Below are 19,260 nucleotides of genomic sequence, written 5' to 3'. Positions count from 1 at the left end.
CGGGGGCGGGGCGGGCGCAGCGGCGGCCCCCCCGGCCCCCCCCCCCCCCGGCCCCGGCCCCCCCCCGGGGGGGGGGCGGGCGCCGCCGCTGAGGGGATCCCGGCTCACGTCGCCCGGCGGCGCCGGCCCCGTGCCGTCAGCGCTGCCAGGTCAGGCCAAGCCGGGGTGCCTCCATCGCCGGGCAGGTGTCCATCACCACGGCCAGGCCCGCCTGCTCGGCCCGCGCCGCGGCAGCCTCGTCGCGGACGCCGAGCTGTAGCCACACGCTCCCGGCCCCGATCTTCACCGCCTCGTCGACCACCGGGCCCGCCAGTTCCGAGCGGACGAACACGTCCACCACGTCCACCGGGAACGGGATGTCACTGAGACGGGCGTAGCCTCGCTCCCCGGCGATCGTGGGGGCCGACGGGTGGACCGGCACGACCCGTTTGCCGTTGCGGCGCAGGTACTCCGCGATCGAGTACGCGGTCCGCCCGGTGTTTGCGGACAGCCCGACCACCGCCCAGGTCTCGGTGTCGGCCAGCAGGTGCCGGATGGTGGCGTCGTCTCCGTAGCGCATGTCCTACGTCAACAGCGGCGGCGGCCGGCGTCATCCGGCCACCCGCCCGGAACGCCAGCCGACCGGAACGCCAGCCGACCGGATCGACGGCCCGGATTGCCCGCCGGGGATCGGTATCGTCTCGATGCGGATGCCCGACCAGCGCGGCGGGCCGGTCCTGGAGGCAGCATGGGCGACGTCGCGGCCGTGGTGTTCGATCTCGACGGTGTCCTGGTCGATTCCGAGCAGGTCTGGGACGAGGTGCGCCGGGCCTACGTCGGCGAACGAGGTGGCCGCTGGGAGGCCGACAGCACCCGCCGGATGATGGGCATGAGCACCGCCGAATGGTCCGGCTACCTGGCGAGCCTCGGCGTGGCCGGCACCCCGGACGACATCGCCGCCGACATCCAGCGTGCCATCGCCGAGCGGTACGGCGCGTCCGCACCGCTGCTACCCGGCGCCGCCGACGCTGTCCGCGCGCTGGTGTCGCTGGCGCCCCTGGCCGTCGCCAGCTCGTCCCCGCGGACGCTCATCGAGCTGGTGCTCGCGCATGCCGGGCTGACCGACCTGTTCGCCGAGGTCGTCTCCTCGGAGGAGGTCGCCCGCGGCAAACCGGCGCCGGATGTCTACCTGGAGGCGGCCCGCCGGCTCGGCGTTCCCGCCACCGGCTGCGTCGCGATCGAGGACTCCACCAACGGCCTGCGCTCCGCCGCGGCCGCCGGCATGGCCGTCATCGCCGTTCCGAACCACCACTTCCCGCCGGAGGAGGAGGCCCTGCGCCTCGCCCACGCCCGCATCACCTCGACCGCCGACCTCACCCCCGACCTCGTCCGCGCCGCCGCCAGCCACCACCAGCCCTGACGCATCACCAGCCTCACCTCCCGAGCCCCGGCCCCACCGGCCCCGCCTCGGCCGCCTGGCCTCGGCGGCCATGCCCCCCGCGCGTGGCCCCGGCGCCGTGATCCCGGCCGCCGAGCTCGCGGCGGCGCAGGTGCACGGGAACAAGCCGTACATGGGACAAAACGGGTCTCCTGGCCCGCCACCGCCAGCGCACGGCCTCGTTCGCCTGGGCGTGCGCGAAGGGCCGTCACCCGGGCAGCGGGACGCATAGGATCTTCTCGTGGACAACCTGGACGTCGTCCTCGCCCGGGCCGCATGCTGCGGGCGAGGGGCGCGGCGGTCACGAGCGGCGGGCCGTCGGCAGTGAGCGACAAGCACGAGGTCACCCTGTCGGCGTCAGCCGAGCGGGACCTGGCCAAGCTGGCCGAGCTGACCCGCAGCGAGGTGCGCGGCTTCCTCGATGGCAAGCTGCGCGACGATCCCCGCAAGGCGGGCACCCCGATCCCCGGCGAGCAGGTCGGCATGTTCGAGGCGACGACCGGCACCTGGCGGGTCCTCTACCGCGTCGATGCCAACACCAGGACCGTGCGCGTCATGGTCATCGGCCCGCGCGGATCGCGCACCCGCATCGTCCCCACGGCCAACCGCTCCGGCACCGCCGCCGGCTGGCGCCGCATCTGACCCCTGGATCCGGCCCTACCCGGGCTGGCTGAAGGGACGGCCGGCCGTCAGGAGACGTTGACGTCAGGAGACGTTGACGCCGAAGTCGAGGGCGATGCCGCGCAGGCCGGTGGCGTAGCCCTGACCGACGGCGCGGAACTTCCATTCGCCGCCGTAACGGTAGAGCTCGCCGAAGATCATCGCGGTTTCGGTGGAGGCGTCCTCGGTCAGGTCGTAGCGGGCGACCTCGGCACCGGTGGCCGCGTCGGCGATGCGGATGAACGCGTCGCGGATCTGGCCGAAGGTCTGCCGCCGGGTGTCGGCGTCGTAGATCGAGACCGTGAAGACGACCTTCGCGGCCTGCGAGGTCAGCGTGCGCAGGTCGACCGTGACCTGCTCGTCGTCGCCGCCGCCACCGCCGACCAGATTGTCGCCCTGGTGCTGGACCGCGCCATCCGGGCTGACCAGGTTGTTGAAGAAGATGAAGTAGCTGTCGGAGAGCACCCGACCGGCCTCGTTCACGACGATCGCGCTGGCATCGAGGTCGTAGTCGGCCCCGCTGGTCTGGCGGACCTTCCAACCCAGCCCCACCGTCACGACCGTGAGGTTGGGGGCGACCTTGCTCAGCGAGACATTCCCGCCTTTGGACAGCGACACCGACGTCATGGGAACACCCTATTACCTATGACGTGACAGGCCACTCACACATTCGCGGTCCGTACGTCTTCGGACGACCTGGGCTCGGGACGGCGGCCGGGCGCGGCCGTCAGCCGGCGTCGGCGAGCCGCCAGCGGTCCGGACTGCCGGCGTCGACCTTGGCCACGCCGTTCGCGGCCAGGCAGGCGAGGTAGGCAAGCGTGTCGAACACCGCGGTCCGCAACGCGACACCCGTGAGCTCGCGCAGCGGGCGGCGCCAGGTCACCCGGTCGGTCAGCTCCCAGGGGGTGCTGGCGTCGGCGCGCAGGCCGGCGACCAGCTCGGCGAGCCGGCCGCCGTGCAGCGCGTCGAGCTCGGCGAGGCGGTGCTCCAGGGCGGTGAAGCGGTGCTCGTGGGCCGGCAGCACCTCGGCGACGTCGAGGTCGCGCAGTCGAGCCAGCGACCGCAGGTGGTCGCCGAGCGGATCGGGGTTGTCCTCGCTCGGCAGCGGGGTCCCGACCGCGGTCACGGGCAGGACATGGTCGCCGGAGAGCAGCAGCCGGTTCGCGGGCTCCCAGAAACACAGATGCCCGGGCGAGTGGCCGGGGGTCCACAGCGCGCGCAGGTCCCAGCCGGGGACATCAGGACGGTCCCCGTCCTCAAGCAGGACGTCGGGGCGCGCCAGGTCGCGGAACACCAGCTGGCCGCCGCCGAGCAGTGCCTCGGTGACGTCCGCGGGCACGCCGGCGCGGGCCAGCGTCGCGGCGAGGCGATCTTCGGAGCCCTCCTCCATCCGGTCGAGCAGCGCCGCGTCGAGGGGATGCAGGGACATCCACGCGCCGGACGCCGCCCGGACCCGGCCGGCCAGCCCGTGGTGGTCGGGGTGCGCGTGGGTGACGATGACGCCCCGCACCTCGGCGACGGAGGTGCCGATCGCGGCCAGTCCGGCGGACAGCGCCTCGAAGGTCCCGTCGTCATCCCAGCCGGCGTCGATCAGGTAGGGCCCGGCGGGCGTCTCGAGGACATGCACGATCGTGTAGGCGGGACGGGCGACGGGCAGCGGAACCGGCAGGCTCCACAGCCCGGGCCGGACCTGCTCCAGCGGCGGCACCGGACGGGGACGGGTGGACGGCGGTTCGCCGCGGCGCTGCGCGGGCGGCGCCAGGCGCCGCCCGAGGTCGGACATGGTCATGGTCGCGTCCCTCCAGCGGGTTCGGGTCTCGGCGGCGGGGCCGCACGACGACGCACCCACCACGCGCCGAATCCGATTTGAGCGTACCCACCGTGCCGGCGGTGATCGGCGCGTCAGGACTGCCGGGTGGGCGGAGCCACACCTGCTGGACGGCCCAGGAGGATGCGCACCGGCGATCGCCGCCGCCGGGTCATTCCACGAACAGGCGCCGGAAATTCCCGGTAGGCAGGGCTCCCCATATCCGTCTCCGGTAACCGGGCAACCGGATAGCGGCACGCCGCGCGGCCGATGCCCGGCCGCGCGCCCGGGTCGGCGGCGGATCGTCCGGGATCTCCGCGCCTACGTACACAGCAACCCACACGCCGGAAAGAGGGCACTGAATCCCGGGGCGGCTTCCGCCCGGCCGGACGCCGGCCCACCCCCCCCACCCGTGGGCCGGCGCCGAGTGGCCACCGGTGGACGCGCACTGTCCCGCGACAGGACCCGACCCGGGCGCGCCGCCGCCGGCGCGCGGCAGCCGACCCCGCCAACCGGCTATGCGATGTCCGGTACGTGGCCAGAGTGGATCGCACACGCCAACCCCTGGCCAGGGACTACTCGCCAATGTGACCGCAGGACCAGGCGAGGACACCGGTCGGACCTTGGCTAGCGGGCATGGAGCTGAGATGATGACGGTAGCCGCCCGGCACCCCCCGAGCCGGGCGGCACCATCATGTGCGCGGCGGGCCTTCGCCCGCGCCGCCAGGCCCGCCAGGTTCTCGGAGCCGCCGCGCTGCCCCTGCGCCGGTGGCGACGGGACGCCTGCGGCGTGGTCGCTCCTTATAGATCTTCGGCTGGCCAGATGAGATCGGCACGATGGCGATCTCGGACGGAAAGGCCCTAGTTCGTCGGACAGGGCAGCACGGCCAGCGATCCCGATGCCTGCGAGTGCCGTCCGTTCAGATCCGTGACGGTGACGCTGTACGTGATCGTGCCGGTGTCCTGGGACGCGGTGAGCGCAGCGGTCCAGGTCGAGCGGTCCCCCGACTGCGGGCCGAGGCTCATCGCCAGGTCCTGGCTCTGCCCGCCCGGGAGAGTCGCCGCCAGTTCCACCGCGAAGATGCCGGTGCCGTCCTCGGCCGTCACCGTCACCGTCGACCTGGCGGGGTCGGCGCCGGGGCTGGGCGACGGCCCGCAACCCGACCGCACCACCGAGTCCGGGGCGTTGGTCACCGCGGTGATGCGCGGCGATCCGTCCACGCTCGCGGTGATCCGCACGTCGGCGCCGCCGACCCCGTTCTCCGCCGCGACCGGCACCGTCACGTCGACCGGACCCACCGGCGCGGTGCTGCGGTTCAGCGTGATCATCAGCGGGACGTTCGCGCCCGGGTCGACCCGACGCTCCTTGGGCACGACGGCGAGCCAGGCGGGCGTGGTCCCGACGACGACGTCGACCGCCGCCGTGCCTTCGCCGCGCAGGTCGAGCCGCCAGGTCGAGTCGACCGCGCCCAGATCGACCGTGGTGGCGCTCAGCCCGAGCACCGGCCCGCTGGGTCGCGGCGCCACCGGCACCCCGGTGGCCTGCGCCCGGCCGCCGACGCGGCCGCCGACGCGGCTGCCGGCACTCGGCGCCGGCGATGGCGACACGACGGCGCCGGTCGGCTCCAGGAACGGCGGGGCGGCGGCGGACGAGGCGGCCACCCCCGCCCGCGCTCGGGCGCTCGGCGAGGCGGAACTGGCCGTCAGCACGTCGGGCGCGGCGCCCTGCGACGACACGCGCCGACCGCTCGGCGCGCCGACCGGGCTGCCATGCCCGTCACCGGTGAGCCGGAAACGGACGAACACCAGGCCACCGACCAGCACCACCAGCGCGAGCACCACGGAGACGATGCGGCCCCACCGAATGGGGAGGATGCGGCCGGAGCGGCCCCAGGGCGAACGGTGACGCCCGGCAGAACCGGGACCCCCCGCGACATCGTGCGTCATCACGGACGAGGCTAAGCCGACGGATCACCTCCAAAAGGCCAATTGACTCGTTTGCGTCACCGGATCCGCAAACAATTCACTCAGTTTCATCCACGTGACGGGTCGTGCTCGCTGGCGATCGCCGCGCGGCCCGGCGTCCCCACCAGATCCACCAGGACAGCGTCCAGGTGACCATCGCGAAACCGAACAGGAGATCCTCGACCGGCGCGTACGCGATCCGCGGCCCGAGGATGGCCCCCCGGTCGTAGACGACGATGCCGAAACCGGTCAGCACACCGTTGGCGATCAACTGGAACACCACGATGATCGCGTACGAGACCCAGAAGATCCGTCGGGTGAGCAGCCTGGTCCGCAGCAGCCACAGGTCGGCGATCACCGCCCCCGCGACCCCGGCCGCCGCCAGCTCCGTGTAGCTCACCCGCCGCCGCCACCTCGACCGCTGCCGTCCCGGCCCTCGCTGCCGTCGCTCGCGGGCCTGCCGCCGGCAGGCTCCCCGGGTGCGGGTCTGCCCGGCGGCGGTTCGTCGCCCGCGCGCCAGCCGCGCACCGATCGGACCGCTTCCAGGGTGAGGATCGAACAGACCGGGACGACCAGGAAGAACAGCAGCTCGTCCAGGGGCAGCCGGCCGGGCAGGCGCAGCCCGGTGATGCTCCGCCGGTCGAAGGTCCAGTGCCCGGCGGCGATCGCGTACAGGTCCCAGGCGACGAAGACGGCCAGCACCGGCACCAGCGTCAGCGCCAGCCGGCGGGATCTGGCGTAGACCCGGGTGCCGAGCAGCAGTTCCAGCGGCGCCGTGCCGAGCAGGCAACCGGCGAGGACGGCCAGATAGCTCAGGTGCCGCATCGACGGGCGGGCTGGCAGGGGTGGCCGGCGCTCAGGCGCCGCGCAGCCGGCGAGCGAGGTCGGCGGCGATCGCGGCCGGATCCGCGGCGGCGGTCAGCGCGCGCACGACCACGACCCGGCGCGCGCCGGTGGCGAGAATCTCGTCGAGGGTGTCCGGAGCGACGCCGCCGGTGACGAACCAGGGTTTCGCGCCGGGTTCGAACGGCGGGGCGTGCCGGGCGGCGAGCCGGGGCAGGCCGAGGCCGACCGGCGGTCGGCCCAGCTTCGTCGGCGTGGCGTGGACCGGACCCACGCACACGTAGTCGACCTCGGGGTCGGCCAGCGCGGCGAGGAACTCGTCGGGGCTGTGCGTCGACTGGCCGATCAGCACGTCCGGGCCGACCAGCCGGCGCGCGAAGGCCGGCGGCACGTCGTCCTGGCCCACGTGCAGGATGTCGACGCCGGTGAAGGCGGCGAGGTCGGCCCGGTCGTTGGCGCTGACGAGCGTGCCCCGGGCGGCGCCGGCCGCCTGGATCTCGCGCAGGGCACGGACCTCGTCCGCCCATTCCAGGTTCTTCTCCCGGAGCTGGACGAGATCGACGCCGCCGCGGCCGGGCGGACCGAGGACGGCGTCGAGGAACGGCGTGAACTCGGCATGGCGGGGCGTGCACAGGTACAGCCGCGCGTCGGCGAGGCGCCGCAGCCGCTCGGCCCGCGGGTCAGCCACCGGCGACGGCACGCACGACCTCCAGGATGTCGCCGTCGGCGAGCCGGACGGCGGCGGACTCAGACGTGGTCAGCGCCGCGCCGTTGTGCTCGACGACCACCGAGCCGGGCCGCAGGCCGAGCTCGGCGAGCAGCTCCGGCAGCGGCTGGCCGGCGGGCACGTCCCGGGTCGCGCCGTTGACGACGACACGAGCAGCGGACGGCGGCGCGGGGGCGGGCGGCGGGCTGTCGGCCATGACCCGACCCTACGGGAGCACCACCGGCACCATTGCCCGGACAGGTCAGATGCCCGGACAGGTCAGAAGGCCAGGGCCTGGGCGCGGCGTTTGACCTCCTTGCCGCGGTTCTCGTTCAGCGCCCGCACCGGGGTGCCCGGCAGGCTCGGATCCTCCCGGAACAGCCACTCCAGCGTCTCGTCGTCGTCGAAACCGGCGTCGGCCAGCAACGTGAGCAGCCCGGTCAGTCCCTTGACCACCGCGCCGTCCTGGATGAACTCCGCCGGGATCCGCAGGACGCCGTCCTCCCGCCTGGCCAGCAACGTGCGCTCACGCACCATCTGTCGAACGCGGGTCACGGGGACCTGCAACTGCTCCGCAACGTCGGGCAGGGTCAGCCAATCCATGGTCAACAGTAAACACCTCAGGTCAGGCGACCCGCGGGGTCACCTCGGCGCGATCTGTTCCCCGCCGGCCGCCGCCGAGCGCACCGCCGCCTCCAGCACCGCGACCACCGGGCGGGCGGCCTCGACGCCGCAGCCCCGCAGCGGCCAGCCCGAGACGAGCAGGTCGGCGAGCTCGCGGTAGAACCGCACAGCGGAGCTTTCCCGCGCGCCGGCCACGGGATACCGGGTGCGCACCCCGTCGTGGGTGACGAGCAGTACCGCGTCGGGGCCCGGCAGGTCGTCGTCGCCATCGCCGAACGCGGGCGGGCCCGCGTGGCGGCCCCCGGGACGCGCCGCCGGCCCGTCGCCGTCGGCGCCCGGATCCGCGGCGGCGCCGTCGAGGACGAGCGCGCCGGCGCTGCCGAGCACCTCCAGCCGGGGCCGCGGCGCCCCGGCGAGGTCCGACACGATGACCTGCGCCTCGGCGCCGCCGGCGAAGCGCATCAGCAGCCTGCTGTGGTCGGCGTTGCTGACGTGGTACCAGACCCGCTTGACCGACGAGGCGCTGACCCATTCGACCGGTTCGTCGACGAGGGCCAGGATCTGTTCGATGGCGCCGGCCCCGCGGTCGAAGAGCTGGCCGCCGCTGATCCGTTCGTCGTCGTGCCAGCTGCCGGCCGGCCGGTGCCGGCTGCCACAGTGCGCCGCCACCCACAGCGGCTCACCGACCGCGCCGCGGCCCAGGGCCGCGCGCAGCGCCTGGTAGGCCGGGTCGCCCGGGCCCTCGGCGTGGACGGCGAGGACCCGGGAGCGGGCGTTCGCCAGCTCGGCGAGCTGGTCGACGTCAGCGGCCGCCATGCACAGCGGGCCCTGAACGACGACGTGCTTGTCGGCCTCCAGCGCGCGGCCAGCCCATTCCAGTCGGCTGTGGGTCGGCGTGGCCACCACGATGACTGCCAGCTCCGGATCGTTGACCAGGTCGTCGGGGTCCTCCACCCGCCGCGGTGCGCGCGGGCCGGCATGCGGGGCCGGGCGGGGCGCGCCGCCGTCGCAGATCGCGGTGAGCGCCAGCCCGTCGGTGACCTCGATGGCGCCGCGGTGCGTCGCGGCGAGGTCGGGCGTGCCGAGCAGGCCGATGCCGACCGGCGGCGCGTCGAGCTCGCCGAGGCAGTGCCGCAGCCACCGGCCGACCAGCCGGTGGTAGGCGGGATCGGCGAGAACCTCCGGCCCGGTGCCGAGGGTGAACATGCCCAGGCCGGTCGAGGGCCGCCAGGTGCAGATCGGGTGGTCGGTCATCCCGTGGCGGACCAGGATCAGCCGTTCGACGTCGTCGGCGATCTTCTCCGGGATCACCCAGGATTCCCGGGGGCGGAAGTCCGCCGCCCGGGCCATGATCGCCTCACCCTGCGGCCCGGCGCGCAGTCCGAGTTCGTACGGCGGCGTCGCCCGGCCGGGAACCAGCCCGGAGGACTCGGCCAGCGGGCTGTCCGCGGGCAGGGAGCGCACGGTCGGACCGGCGAGCAGCACCGGGACGGATTTCCGGGCGCGGTCGAGCAGTTCCTGTTCGACGTGATCGAGCGGCCGGTCGATGAGGACGAGAAGCGCGTCCGCCGACCGCGCCGAGGTCGGGCCTAGACCCGCTGCGCGCAGATGGTCGCCGAGCGCGTTCACACCGGGCAGGTTCGACACCAGGTGAATGCGAGGCACGCCCGGCACTCTAGTGCGCCCCCCCGCCTTGTCCTCATTCGGGTGGAGAAGTCGCTACCCGATCATCCCGACATTGCGCACTTTTTACCTTTCATCGCTCCTGAAGCGAACGGCGTCCATCGCCATCAGACCCGGGACCGTTTACGTGCGAAAAAGTTCATATACCACGAAACTTGCCACAATCTGGCAGCACCACGCGGCGGTTCCGGTCGACCCGCCGCGGGCTCACGACGCCGCCACCAGCTCCTTCATCGTCACGTCGACGTTGGCGAAGGCCGTCCGGTCCACTCCGCCACCGGCCGCCATCAACCGCCGAGCCGGGGCCATGTCCATCGGGCGGGCCACGGTGACCAGCGCCCGCAGGGCCCCGTCCGGCGCGAACCAACCAGCGGACCAGCCGGGCGGGCGGGCGCCGTCGGACGGGTCGGGCGCATCCGGGTCACCCCGCCAGACCAGCTCGTCCGCAGCGTCCCAGCGGCCGGCGAACTGCACCATCCGGCGGAACTGGTCCGACCAGAAGTAGGGCACCGGATTGTAGATCGCCGGCTCGGCCCCGTCCTGCCCACCATCCTCCGCGCCGAGGGCGACCAGCAGGGTCGCGGCGGCGACCACCGGCGACTGCTGGGCGGTGTCCCAGTGCTCGACCCGCAGCCGCTGACCGTACCGGCGAGACCACCAGGCGGCCACGTCGCCGACCGCGACCACCGGCGGGCCGTCGACGCCCTCCCACCGGGCGGCCAGGTGCTCGTCGACGACGACGCCGCGGTCGAGGACCAGCCCACTGCCGGCCAGCCAGCCGATGTTCGGGCGGGCCCCGATGCCGACGAGGATCTCGTCGGCGGCCAGCAGCTCGCCGCCGGACAGGACCAGACCCTCCGCGGTCGTGCGCTCGACCGACACGCCGAGGCGCAGCTTCACGCCGGCCCGCGCGTACCAGTCGACCGTGCGGGCGCCGACCTGCGGACCGAGCGCGACCCCCAGCGGCATGTCGGCCGCCTCCACCACAGTGACCTCGGCGCCGATCTGCGCCGCCGTCGTCGCCACCTCGGCGCCGATCCAGCCAGCACCGACGATCACCAGCCGAAGGCCGGGACGCAGCGCCGCGCGCAGCGCGAGGGCGTCCTCGATGGTCCGCAGCACCCGCACCGGACCGTCACCGGGCAGCGTCACCGGGTCGGCCCCGGTCGCCACGACCAGGCCGTCGTAGTCCAACGGCCCGGCATCGGTCTGCACCGTGCCGGGGGTCAGGGCGGTGGCGCGCCGACCGGTCAGCACCTCGACGCCGTCGAGCGCCAGGGGCAGCGTCGTGTCGTCGGTGCGACCGGTGAGAACTGCCTTGGACAGGGGGGGCCGGTCGTAGGGCAGGTGGGTCTCCGCGCCCACGAGGACGAGCTCGCCCTCGAAGCCGCGCCGACGCAGCTCGACGGCCGCTCGGCCGCCGGCCATACCCGCACCCATAATGACGATTCGCCGCATCGGCGCAGCCTATTACGACTACCCTTGCGCGCTCGCGTCCACGAGCGGGAAGGCGTCCTTCCAGACCGGCTCATAACCGGCCCTGACCAGCATCGCCGCGACTTCGGCGGGCGGTCGTTCGTCGGAGATCGAAAACTGCTCCTGGGCGGTCCCCGCCGACCCGTAACCACCGGGCTCGGTGGACGAGCCGGCGCTCATCGAGGTCACGGCGATCCGCGCGAGGCCGTCGCGCATCGCGGGCGGCTCCCGGGTCGACAGCGTCAGCGCGAGGTCCGGCCCGAACAGCCGCAGCGCGGCATGGGCCTGCACGAACTCGGCGTCGGACACGACCACGACCGGCGGGAAGTCGCTGGCCGACGGCTTGATCCGCGGCAGCGCCACCGACACCTCGGTTCGCCAGTGCCGGCGGGACAGGAACGCGGCGTGCGCGCCGAGGGCCAGCACGTCGGCACGCCAGTCCGGGGCGAGGCCGAGCAGGGCACCGATGCCGAGCCGGCGCGCCCCGGCGGCGGCGGCCCGGTCGAACGACGACAGCCGCCGGTCGTAGTCGCGCTTCCAGCCCGCGACGTGCACCTGCGCATAGCGGGCCCGGTCGTAGGTCTCCTGGTAGTGCACGACGCCCTCCAGCCCGGCGCGGACCAGGCGGGCGTAGGTGTCGTCCGACCAGGTCTGCGTCTCGATGGACAGCGACGGGAACAGCGGCCGCAGCCGCTCGACGACGGCCACCAGGTAGTCGGCGGACACCTCGACCCGGTGCTCGCCGGACACCAGCAGCAGGTGCCGGAAGCCGCGGTCGGCCAACAGCCGCCCTTCGGCCTCGACCTCGTCGAGGTCCAGCGTGCGGCGGGCAACCGGCAGACCCTTGGCGAAGCCGCAGTAGGTGCAGGACGACAGGCAGGCATTCGACACGTACAGCGGCGCGAACAGGCGCACCGCCCGGCCGAAGCGGCGCAGCGTGGTCTCGCGCGCGGCGAGCGCGAGGTCCTCCAGCCGCGCGCCGGCCGCCGGTGAGAGCAGAACGGCGAGCTCGTCCAGGCCGAGCCGGGCGTCGGCGGGCGCCGGGCGGCCCGCGCCGCCGGGGTCGACCCGCCGCAGCAGCGCGTCGACCTCCGTCGGGGTGGCGCGCTGGGAGCGGGCGGACAGCCCGGGCAGGTCGACGGCGGCGAGCTCGCGGGCGAACACGCCGGGCGGCGCGCTCACGCGGCGCCGCCGCCGCTGCCGGTGGCCGGGCCGGCGCCGAGGAAACCGGTGAGCGGCGAGGAGGCGGAGGCCTCGGTGGGCGCGCCCGGCCCCGCGCGCCCGGCCAGGTGGCCCAGCCGGCCGGCGACGGTGGCCAGCGCGAACGCCCGCGCCATCAGCACCGGGTCGGCGGCGACCGCGATGGCCGTGTTGACCAGCACCGCGTCCGCGCCGATCTCCATGGCCTCGGCCGCGTCGGAGGGCACCCCGAGCCCGGCGTCGACGACGACCGGGACGCCAGCGCCGGCGATGATCGCCTCGAGCGCGTCACGGGTGCGCAGCCCCCGGTTCGAGCCGATCCAGCTACCCAGCGGCATAACGGTGGCGCAGCCGGCCTCCTCCAGCCGGCGGGCGAGCACCGGGTCGGCCGAGCAGTACGGCAGGACGGTGAAACCGTCCGCCACCAGCAGCTCGGCAGCGCGCAGCGTCTCGACGGGATCGGGCGCGAGCGTCCGCGGATCCGGCGTGACCTCCAGTTTCACCAGGTCGGTGCCGGTGGCCGCGCGACCGAGACGGGCCAGCCGGTGCGCCTCGGCCGCGTCGACGGCGCCGGAGGTGTTCGGCAGCAGCGTCATCCCGGCGGGGACGAAGTCGAGCACGTCGCCCTCGCCCAGGCGGGCGAGGTCGACCCGGCGCAGCGCGACCGTGACGATCTGCGCGCCCGACGCGAGCAGGCTGGCCCGCATGATCTCGTGGGCAGCGAACTTCCCCGTGCCGACCATCAGCCGGCTGCGGAACGCCCGGCCCGCGACGACCAGGTCGTCGCCGGCGCCGGACTGGCTGGTGCCGCCGCCCGGCAGACCGGATCCGGCGGCGCCGACGTGACCGGCCGACTCGATGGAAGCCTGCGACAAGACGATCATCCTCCCCACGCGCGCATGACCGCGATCGGGTTTGCGGGTCGCCGACGGTGATCCTGGCCGGCCTCTCAGCCCGCGTCCGCGGACTCCCCGGTGCCGCTCAAGCGTACAAGCCGCACGCCCGCAGCGGTGCCTGCTCACCTGGTTGCGGCGGACCCCACCCGGGGACGCACGCCAGCGGGCCCCCGACCCGGGCGGCGAACGGGAAACGACCCGACCCGCCGCCGAACCGCCGCCGAGACAGCGATTATGTGCGGCGATTCACCGAGGGCAGCCGAGTATTCGCCTACCGCACCGGATTTCCAGCGGTGGCGCGCCGCATATCCATTGTGACGCGGTTGCCTCCGGTCGCGGCGCCGCCCGGCGACGATCGTAAACTGTGCAGCGTGGATGCCACCGTGGCCGACCCCGTCATTGGTCGGCTTCTCGACGGCCGCTATACGGCGCAGGAACGACTTGCCGTCGGCGGCATGGCGACGGTGTACGTCGCGCACGACAACCGGCTCGACCGGCTCGTCGCCCTGAAGGTCATGCATCCCAACCTCAACCACGACCCCGAGTTCATCGGCCGGTTCCACCGCGAGGCCCGGGCAGTCGCCCAGCTCAACACGTCGCGGGTCGTCTCCGTGCTGGACCAGGGGTCCGACCGGACGTCCGCCGGCCTGATCAACTACCTGGTGATGGAGCTGGTGCGGGGCCGGTCGCTGCGCCAGCACCTCGGCGCCCGGGGCCCGCTGCCCGTCACCGAGGCCGTCGAGATCATCGAACCGGTGATGGAGGCGCTGGCCGCCGCGCACCACGCCGGGATCATCCACCGCGACATCAAGCCCGAGAACATCCTGCTCGGTGACGACGGCCAGGTGAAGGTGGCCGACTTCGGTCTGGCCCGCCCGCTCGGCCAGCCCACCCAGGCGCTCACCGACGGCGTCGTGATGGGCACCGTGGGCTACCTGGCACCCGAGCAGGTCACCCACGGCACCGCGGACACCCGCAGCGACGTCTACGCCGCCGGGGTCGTCCTGTTCGAGACGCTGACCGGGCAGCTCCCGCACAGCGGCGCGACGCCGATGTCGATGGCCTACCAGTCCGTCCACGGTGATGTGCCGGCGCCGTCGACCCTCGTGGCGGGCATCCCGGCGGAGCTCGACGACCTGGTGCGGCGGGCCACCTCCCGCGACCCGGGCGGCCGCCCGGCCGACGGCGCCGCCCTGCTCGACGAGCTGCTGAGAATCGCGCCCTACCTGCCGGCGCAGACCGACTACCCCACCGGCTTCACCGCCGAGGTCCAGCGCATCGGCCTGATGGACCCGCCGCCCGCGGAGGGCTCCCCTGGCCGCCCACCGTCGCGGCCCGGCGCCGCGGGCGCCGCTGCGGCCGGCGGCGCCGCGTACGGCACGGGCGGCCACGGCGGCAACGGGTCCGACGTGCCGGGCGGCGACGGCGGTCCGGTCGCGACCGCGGCGATGCCGGCACCGACCCGCGCGGCCCAGGTGGGCCCGGTGGCCACCGACACCCAGTCCGGTGCGTTCGTGCCGGACGAGTTCGGGATGGCCGGCGAGAACCATGCCTACGCCGGGGGTCACGACGTCTCGCCGGGAACCGGCGCCCTGTACCGGCCGGCGGCGGGCGGCGGCCACCAGGGCACCGGCCACCAGGGCCCGGGCAGCGGCGGGCGGCGACGCGCGAAGACCGGCGGGCCGCGCCGCCTGCCGATCCTGGTCGGCGCCGGGACCGTCCTCGTGCTGCTGCTCGCGCTCGTCGCGTTCCACACGGTGTCCGGCAACAAGGTCGAGGTGCCGCTCCTGACCAACCTCAGCAAGTCGGACGCGGAGATGACGCTTCGCCAGGCCGGCCTGAAATCGGCCTACCTCGACCCGGTGGCGAGCGCCACCGTCACCGCCAACCACATCGCCCAGCAGGACCCGCACGACGGCTCGAAGGTCGCCAAGGGCGCGGTGGTGACGCTGCGGCTGAGTTCCGGGCCGGCGACGATCCCCGTGCCGGATCTGGCGAACCTCACCCAGGACCAGGCGAACGCCCGGCTGGCGGAGGTGAACCTCACGCCCGGCGGGACCCGCAACGCCGCCAGCGACTCCGTCGCCGAAGGCCACGTGATCGCCACCGACCCGGCCGTGAACACCCCGGCCAAGCCGAAGGACTCGATCCTGCTGATCATCTCCTCCGGTCCGGACACTCCCCTGATGCCGGCGGACATCATCGGCAGGACCTACGACGCGGCCAAGGCCCAGCTCGAAGGTGCCGGGATCGCCGGCCTCACCGTGCAGCGCGCCGTAATCACCAACAGCAACGCCACCCCCGACACCGTCGTCGGCGTCTCACCCGAGGTCGGCCAGCCGGTCCCGCCGAACAGCACGGTCACCCTGACGGTGGCCACCTCGCCCGACGACGGCACCGGTTCCGGCGGCGGCGGCGATGGCAGCGGCGTGCAGGTCACCGTGCCCAACGTGGTCGGCAAGACCTTCCGGGACGCGGAGAGCCTGCTGCGCAGAGCCGGCCTGAAGATCGATCGGGCCAGCATTCTGGGCACCCCGAACGACAAGGTCGTGCAGCAGTCCACCCGGGCCGGTTCCAAGATCGAGAAGGGTAGTACAGTACGCGTCAACACTGTGTGGCAGTTTGGTAACTGAGCGACTATCGACCACTGGTCAGGACGGCGCGGGGGCGGCCGAGCTCTCCACCGCGCGACCGGATCCGGGGAGCGGACGTGAGGACAGCGCGCGGTCGTGACCGGGACGGGGATGCCCGGCCGCGGCGAACCGGTCGCGGTCGGGCGGCCGCGCGCTGGTGGCGCCCACGCCGGGCGCGCGCCGACCACCTCCAGACAGTGCTCGACGGTGCCCGCGAACCAGCCAACGCCGACGAAGATCGTCTCCTGTCCCTTACCGCGGCACTGAGCGAACTTCCCCTGCCACGGATGGACCCGACGCGTCGGGCGGCCGTCCGCGCCCGGCTCCTCGCCTCTCTCGCCGAACCCGCCCCCCCACCGTCCACCAGCGCCGCTCCAGCCACCGCCGCTCCAGCCGCCCCGGCCAGCCCCGCCGGGGTCGCCACGGGCCGCAGTGCGCACGCGCCCGGCCGGCCATGGTCCGGCTCAGGACGGCGGGTGCGCCGCGAGGCGCCGGGCCACGCCCGGCTGCCGCTCGTCGCCCGCGCCGTGCTCGCCGCCGGGCTGAGCGCCGTCATCACCATGGTCGGGCTCGCCATGAGCGCGGCGAACGCCCTGCCCGGCGAACCGCTCTACAGCGTGAAGCGGCAGGTCGAGAACTTCCAGGTCGCTCTGCGGCGCGACCCGGTGGAGCGGGCGAAGACCCGGCTGACGGTGGCCGGTACCCGCATGGACGAACTGCACACCGTCACCGGTACCGGGTCCGCCCCGAGCGAGCCGGCCGGAGCCGGCCCTGCGACGGCAGGCTCACCACAACCGTCGACCGAGCGGGCACCGGGGCAAGCTCCGGTGCCGGTGCCGAACGGCCCGCCGACACCGCAGGGGGCACCGGCGGTCGGCGGCGCGGCGCCGGGACCGGCGTCGTGGCTGCCGCTCGGCCTCCCGTTCGCCGCGCCCGCGCCGGGCCTGCCAGCCACGACGGCCGGACCCTGGCCCACGACGACCACCGATCGGGCGATGCCCGCGCCGGATCCCACCGGGCGCCCGCCGGCCGCGGCCGGCCAGCACACCGACCCCGACGCGGTCAACGGCCTGCTGCGGTCCTGGTGCGCGCAGGCCGGGGCCGGCTCGCAGGTGCTGTTGGCCCGGGCGAGCGCCGGCGACGCCGACGCCTGGCGCACCATGAACACCTTCACCACCACGCAGGCAAGCCGGCTGGCGACGGTCCTGTCCGTGCTGCCCGCCGGCACGACCGAGTCCGCGCAGGCGGCGATGCAGCTCATCGACCAGTTCCGGGTGACCCTCGACGCGCACACGCCACCACCCGCGCCGTCGGCCCCGCGGTCGACCCCGGCCCGCCCGTCGGAATCCACGACCACCACCACGGCCCCGGGCACGGCCACCAGCCCGCCACCGGCCCCCGACGACGCCGCGGACCACGCGACGGCGACGCCGAGCCGGGCGGCTCCCGCCGCAGAAGGTTCGCCGGAGGTTCACGGCCTCCCGGCAACACGCTCCCCGGATGCCGACGGTGACCTGTTCGCCGCGCGGCCAACACCGTCCACCGATGCCACTGCGGACCCGGACGCCGTCCCGCCGGCCGATCCGGACACCACGCCGGCACCGTCACCCGCGGCCGGACCGCCGCCACCCACGGCTCACACGCCAACGCCGGCTGCCGCCGACGACGCCGTCCCCACCGACGACACCAGCCCCACCGACGACACCGTGGCATCCGACAACCCGAGCATCGACGGACGTTCTACCTCCGCCACGGTCACCGCTGGTAACCCGACCACGGACCCGACCTCGACCACCACGGACCAGGTCCCCGCGGGCACTGTCACGCCTGGCCCGGCAGCCCCGGACCTGGTCGCCCCGGACCTCGTCGCCCCGGACCTGCCTGCCACCGAAGCGATGGCGCCAGACCCCAGGCGGGCCTGAGCGGCGTCAGGCCTGGCGGCCGGGCGGGAGGGTCTCCTGGCCGGTGGCAGCCGCCCGGTCGAGCTGGGCGTGCTGGAGCATCTCGGCGACCAGGAAGGCCAGCTCGAGCGCCTGCGAGGTGTTCAGCCGAGGGTCGCAGGCGGTCTCGTAACGGCCGCCGAGGTCGTCCTCGCCGATCAGTTCCGCGCCGCCGAGGCACTCGGTGACGTTCTCGCCGGTCAGCTCGATGTGCAGGCCGCCCGGGTGGGTGCCCAGGGCCTTGTGCACCTCGAAGAAGCCGAAGACCTCGTCGAGCACATCGTCGAAGTGGCGGGTCTTGATGCCGGAGACGTCCCGGGTGTTGCCGTGCATCGGGTCGCAGGACCACACGACCGGCGGACCGGCGGCGTTGACCTTCTCGATGATCGGCGGCAGGGCGTCCCGGATCCGGCCGACGCCCATCCGGGAGATGAGGGTGAGGCGGCCGGGGATGTGCTGCGGGTTGAGCCGCTCGGCGAGTTCGAGCACCTCGTCGGGGCTGGCCTTCGGGCCGATCTTGCAGCCGATCGGGTTGCCGACCCGGGAGAGCAGGTCGACGTGGGCGCCGTCGAGGTCACGGGTCCGCTCGCCGATCCAGATCATGTGCGCGGACAGGTCGTAGGGCGCGCCGGTGGCGTCCTCGACCCGGGTCAGCGCCCGCTCGTACTCCAGCAGCAGGCCCTCATGGCTGGTGAACAGTTCCACGCCGGTCAGCGCGGCGGTGCGGTCGAGGTCGATGCCGCAGGCGGCCATGAAGGCCAGCGCCCGCTCGATGTTGGTCGCCATCGCCTCGTAGCGCCGGCCGGCGGCCGAGTCGCGCACGAACGCCTTGTTCCACTCGTGGACCTTCTGCAGGTCGGCGAAGCCGCCGGTGGCGAACGAGCGGACGAGGTTGAGGGCGACCGCGCTCTGGTGGTACGAGGCGACCATGCGCATCGGGTCCGGCCGCCGCGCGGCAGCCGTCGCCGCGAGGTCGTTGACGGCGTCGCCCCGGTAGGACGGCAGGCCCGTGCTCGACTCGATGTCGGCCGAGCGCGGCTTGGCGTACTGGCCGGCGATGCGGGCGACCTTCACCACCGGCGTGGACGCGCCGTAGGTGAGCACGACCGCCATCTGCAGCAGCGTCTTGACCTTGTCGCGGATCTTGTTCGCGGTGTTCGCCGCGAAGGTCTCGGCGCAGTCGCCGCCCTGCAGCAGAAACGCCTCGCCGCGGGCGACCATCGCGAGCCGGTCGGTCAGCGAACGCACCTCGGGCGCCGTGACCAGCGGCGGAAGCGCCGCCAACTGGTCATAGGCGGTCTGCAGCTCCACCGGGTCGGGCCACGACGGCTGCTGCTTGGCCGGGAGGGTCCGCCAGACGTCCAATGCGCTCACGAGACACCAGGGTACGGGCCCGACGGGGCTGCGAAG

The 19,260-nt window shown here is 74.2% G+C and carries 18 protein-coding genes; 4 read left to right on the top strand and 14 right to left on the bottom strand.

Going from position 1 to position 19,260, the window contains the following annotated elements; genetic code table 11:
- Positions 1–136: 136 nt before the first annotated feature.
- Entirely contained in the window at positions 137–559 is a 423-nt protein-coding gene (locus MXD60_RS05640) for a CoA-binding protein (protein ID WP_248817889.1), read from the bottom strand.
- 168 nt (positions 560–727) lie between these two features.
- Here MXD60_RS05640 and MXD60_RS05635 point away from each other — a divergent pair, with 168 nt between their 5' ends.
- Positions 728–1,399 carry an HAD family hydrolase gene (locus MXD60_RS05635; RefSeq protein ID WP_248817888.1) on the top strand — a complete coding sequence of 224 codons (672 nt, stop codon included), beginning with the start codon at positions 728–730 and terminating at the stop codon, positions 1,397–1,399.
- Between the two features lie 342 nt (positions 1,400–1,741).
- Positions 1,742–2,059 (top strand): type II toxin-antitoxin system RelE family toxin, encoded by a 318-nt coding sequence (locus tag MXD60_RS05630; RefSeq protein ID WP_248817887.1) that lies wholly within the window; start codon positions 1,742–1,744, stop codon positions 2,057–2,059.
- 63 nt (positions 2,060–2,122) lie between these two features.
- Here MXD60_RS05630 and MXD60_RS05625 read toward each other — a convergent pair whose 3' ends face one another.
- The 12 genes from MXD60_RS05625 to MXD60_RS05570 all read right to left on the bottom strand — a co-directional run bounded on the left by MXD60_RS05625 (position 2,123) and on the right by MXD60_RS05570 (position 13,265).
- Positions 2,123–2,704 carry a TerD family protein gene (locus MXD60_RS05625; RefSeq protein ID WP_248817886.1) on the bottom strand — a complete coding sequence of 194 codons (582 nt, stop codon included), beginning with the start codon at positions 2,702–2,704 and terminating at the stop codon, positions 2,123–2,125.
- Between the two features lie 100 nt (positions 2,705–2,804).
- The gene (locus tag MXD60_RS05620) at positions 2,805–3,866 is read right to left on the bottom strand and encodes an MBL fold metallo-hydrolase (protein WP_248817885.1); all 1,062 of its coding nucleotides are present in this window, start codon (positions 3,864–3,866) and stop codon (positions 2,805–2,807) included.
- Between the two features lie 879 nt (positions 3,867–4,745).
- Complete coding sequence (locus MXD60_RS05615) at positions 4,746–5,726, bottom strand: hypothetical protein (RefSeq protein WP_248817884.1); 981 nt, start codon at positions 5,724–5,726, stop codon at positions 4,746–4,748.
- Positions 5,727–5,907: 181 nt separating this feature from the next.
- Positions 5,908–6,249 (bottom strand): lycopene cyclase domain-containing protein, encoded by a 342-nt coding sequence (locus MXD60_RS05610; protein WP_248817883.1) that lies wholly within the window; start codon positions 6,247–6,249, stop codon positions 5,908–5,910.
- The gene (locus MXD60_RS05605) at positions 6,246–6,674 is read right to left on the bottom strand and encodes a lycopene cyclase domain-containing protein (RefSeq protein WP_248817882.1); all 429 of its coding nucleotides are present in this window, start codon (positions 6,672–6,674) and stop codon (positions 6,246–6,248) included. The genes MXD60_RS05610 and MXD60_RS05605 overlap by 4 nt, the downstream gene beginning before the upstream one ends.
- A 31-nt stretch (positions 6,675–6,705) precedes the next feature.
- On the bottom strand, positions 6,706–7,392 hold the full coding sequence (locus tag MXD60_RS05600) for a thiamine phosphate synthase (RefSeq protein WP_248817881.1): 687 nt from the start codon (positions 7,390–7,392) through the stop codon (positions 6,706–6,708).
- Positions 7,373–7,615 carry a sulfur carrier protein ThiS gene (gene thiS / locus MXD60_RS05595; RefSeq protein ID WP_248817880.1) on the bottom strand — a complete coding sequence of 81 codons (243 nt, stop codon included), beginning with the start codon at positions 7,613–7,615 and terminating at the stop codon, positions 7,373–7,375. Before thiS ends, MXD60_RS05600 begins: the two co-directional genes overlap by 20 nt.
- A gap of 62 nt (positions 7,616–7,677) precedes the next feature.
- Positions 7,678–8,001 carry an Rv2175c family DNA-binding protein gene (locus tag MXD60_RS05590; RefSeq protein WP_248817911.1) on the bottom strand — a complete coding sequence of 108 codons (324 nt, stop codon included), beginning with the start codon at positions 7,999–8,001 and terminating at the stop codon, positions 7,678–7,680.
- 39 nt (positions 8,002–8,040) lie between these two features.
- On the bottom strand, positions 8,041–9,687 hold the full coding sequence (locus tag MXD60_RS05585) for a Gfo/Idh/MocA family protein (protein WP_248817879.1): 1,647 nt from the start codon (positions 9,685–9,687) through the stop codon (positions 8,041–8,043).
- Between the two features lie 225 nt (positions 9,688–9,912).
- Positions 9,913–11,163, bottom strand: coding sequence for an NAD(P)/FAD-dependent oxidoreductase (locus MXD60_RS05580; RefSeq protein WP_248817878.1), 1,251 nt, complete (start codon positions 11,161–11,163; stop codon positions 9,913–9,915).
- An 18-nt stretch (positions 11,164–11,181) separates the two neighbouring features.
- On the bottom strand, positions 11,182–12,363 hold the full coding sequence (gene thiH / locus MXD60_RS05575) for a 2-iminoacetate synthase ThiH (RefSeq protein WP_248817877.1): 1,182 nt from the start codon (positions 12,361–12,363) through the stop codon (positions 11,182–11,184).
- A complete protein-coding gene (locus MXD60_RS05570; protein ID WP_518467403.1) occupies positions 12,360–13,265 on the bottom strand; it encodes a thiazole synthase in 906 nt (301 codons plus the stop codon). The genes thiH and MXD60_RS05570 overlap by 4 nt, the downstream gene beginning before the upstream one ends.
- Before the next feature lie 395 nt (positions 13,266–13,660).
- Between MXD60_RS05570 and MXD60_RS05565 the strand changes: the two genes are divergently transcribed.
- Both MXD60_RS05565 and MXD60_RS28590 read left to right on the top strand, forming a co-directional pair.
- Entirely contained in the window at positions 13,661–15,910 is a 2,250-nt protein-coding gene (locus tag MXD60_RS05565; protein WP_248817876.1) for a Stk1 family PASTA domain-containing Ser/Thr kinase, read from the top strand.
- 77 nt (positions 15,911–15,987) lie between these two features.
- The gene (locus MXD60_RS28590; protein ID WP_308222378.1) at positions 15,988–17,832 is read left to right on the top strand and encodes a DUF5667 domain-containing protein; all 1,845 of its coding nucleotides are present in this window, start codon (positions 15,988–15,990) and stop codon (positions 17,830–17,832) included.
- A 6-nt stretch (positions 17,833–17,838) separates the two neighbouring features.
- Here the strand turns inward: MXD60_RS28590 and MXD60_RS05555 are convergent, their stop codons facing one another.
- Positions 17,839–19,224, bottom strand: a complete 1,386-nt coding sequence (locus MXD60_RS05555; RefSeq protein WP_248817875.1) for a class II 3-deoxy-7-phosphoheptulonate synthase — start codon at positions 19,222–19,224, stop codon at positions 17,839–17,841.
- Between the last annotated feature and the right edge of the window lie 36 nt (positions 19,225–19,260).

The organism is Frankia sp. AgB32, from assembly GCF_023243045.1.
Lineage (GTDB): Bacteria > Actinomycetota > Actinomycetes > Frankiales > Frankiaceae > Frankia.
This window is presented reverse-complemented; position numbering and strand designations above follow the sequence as displayed.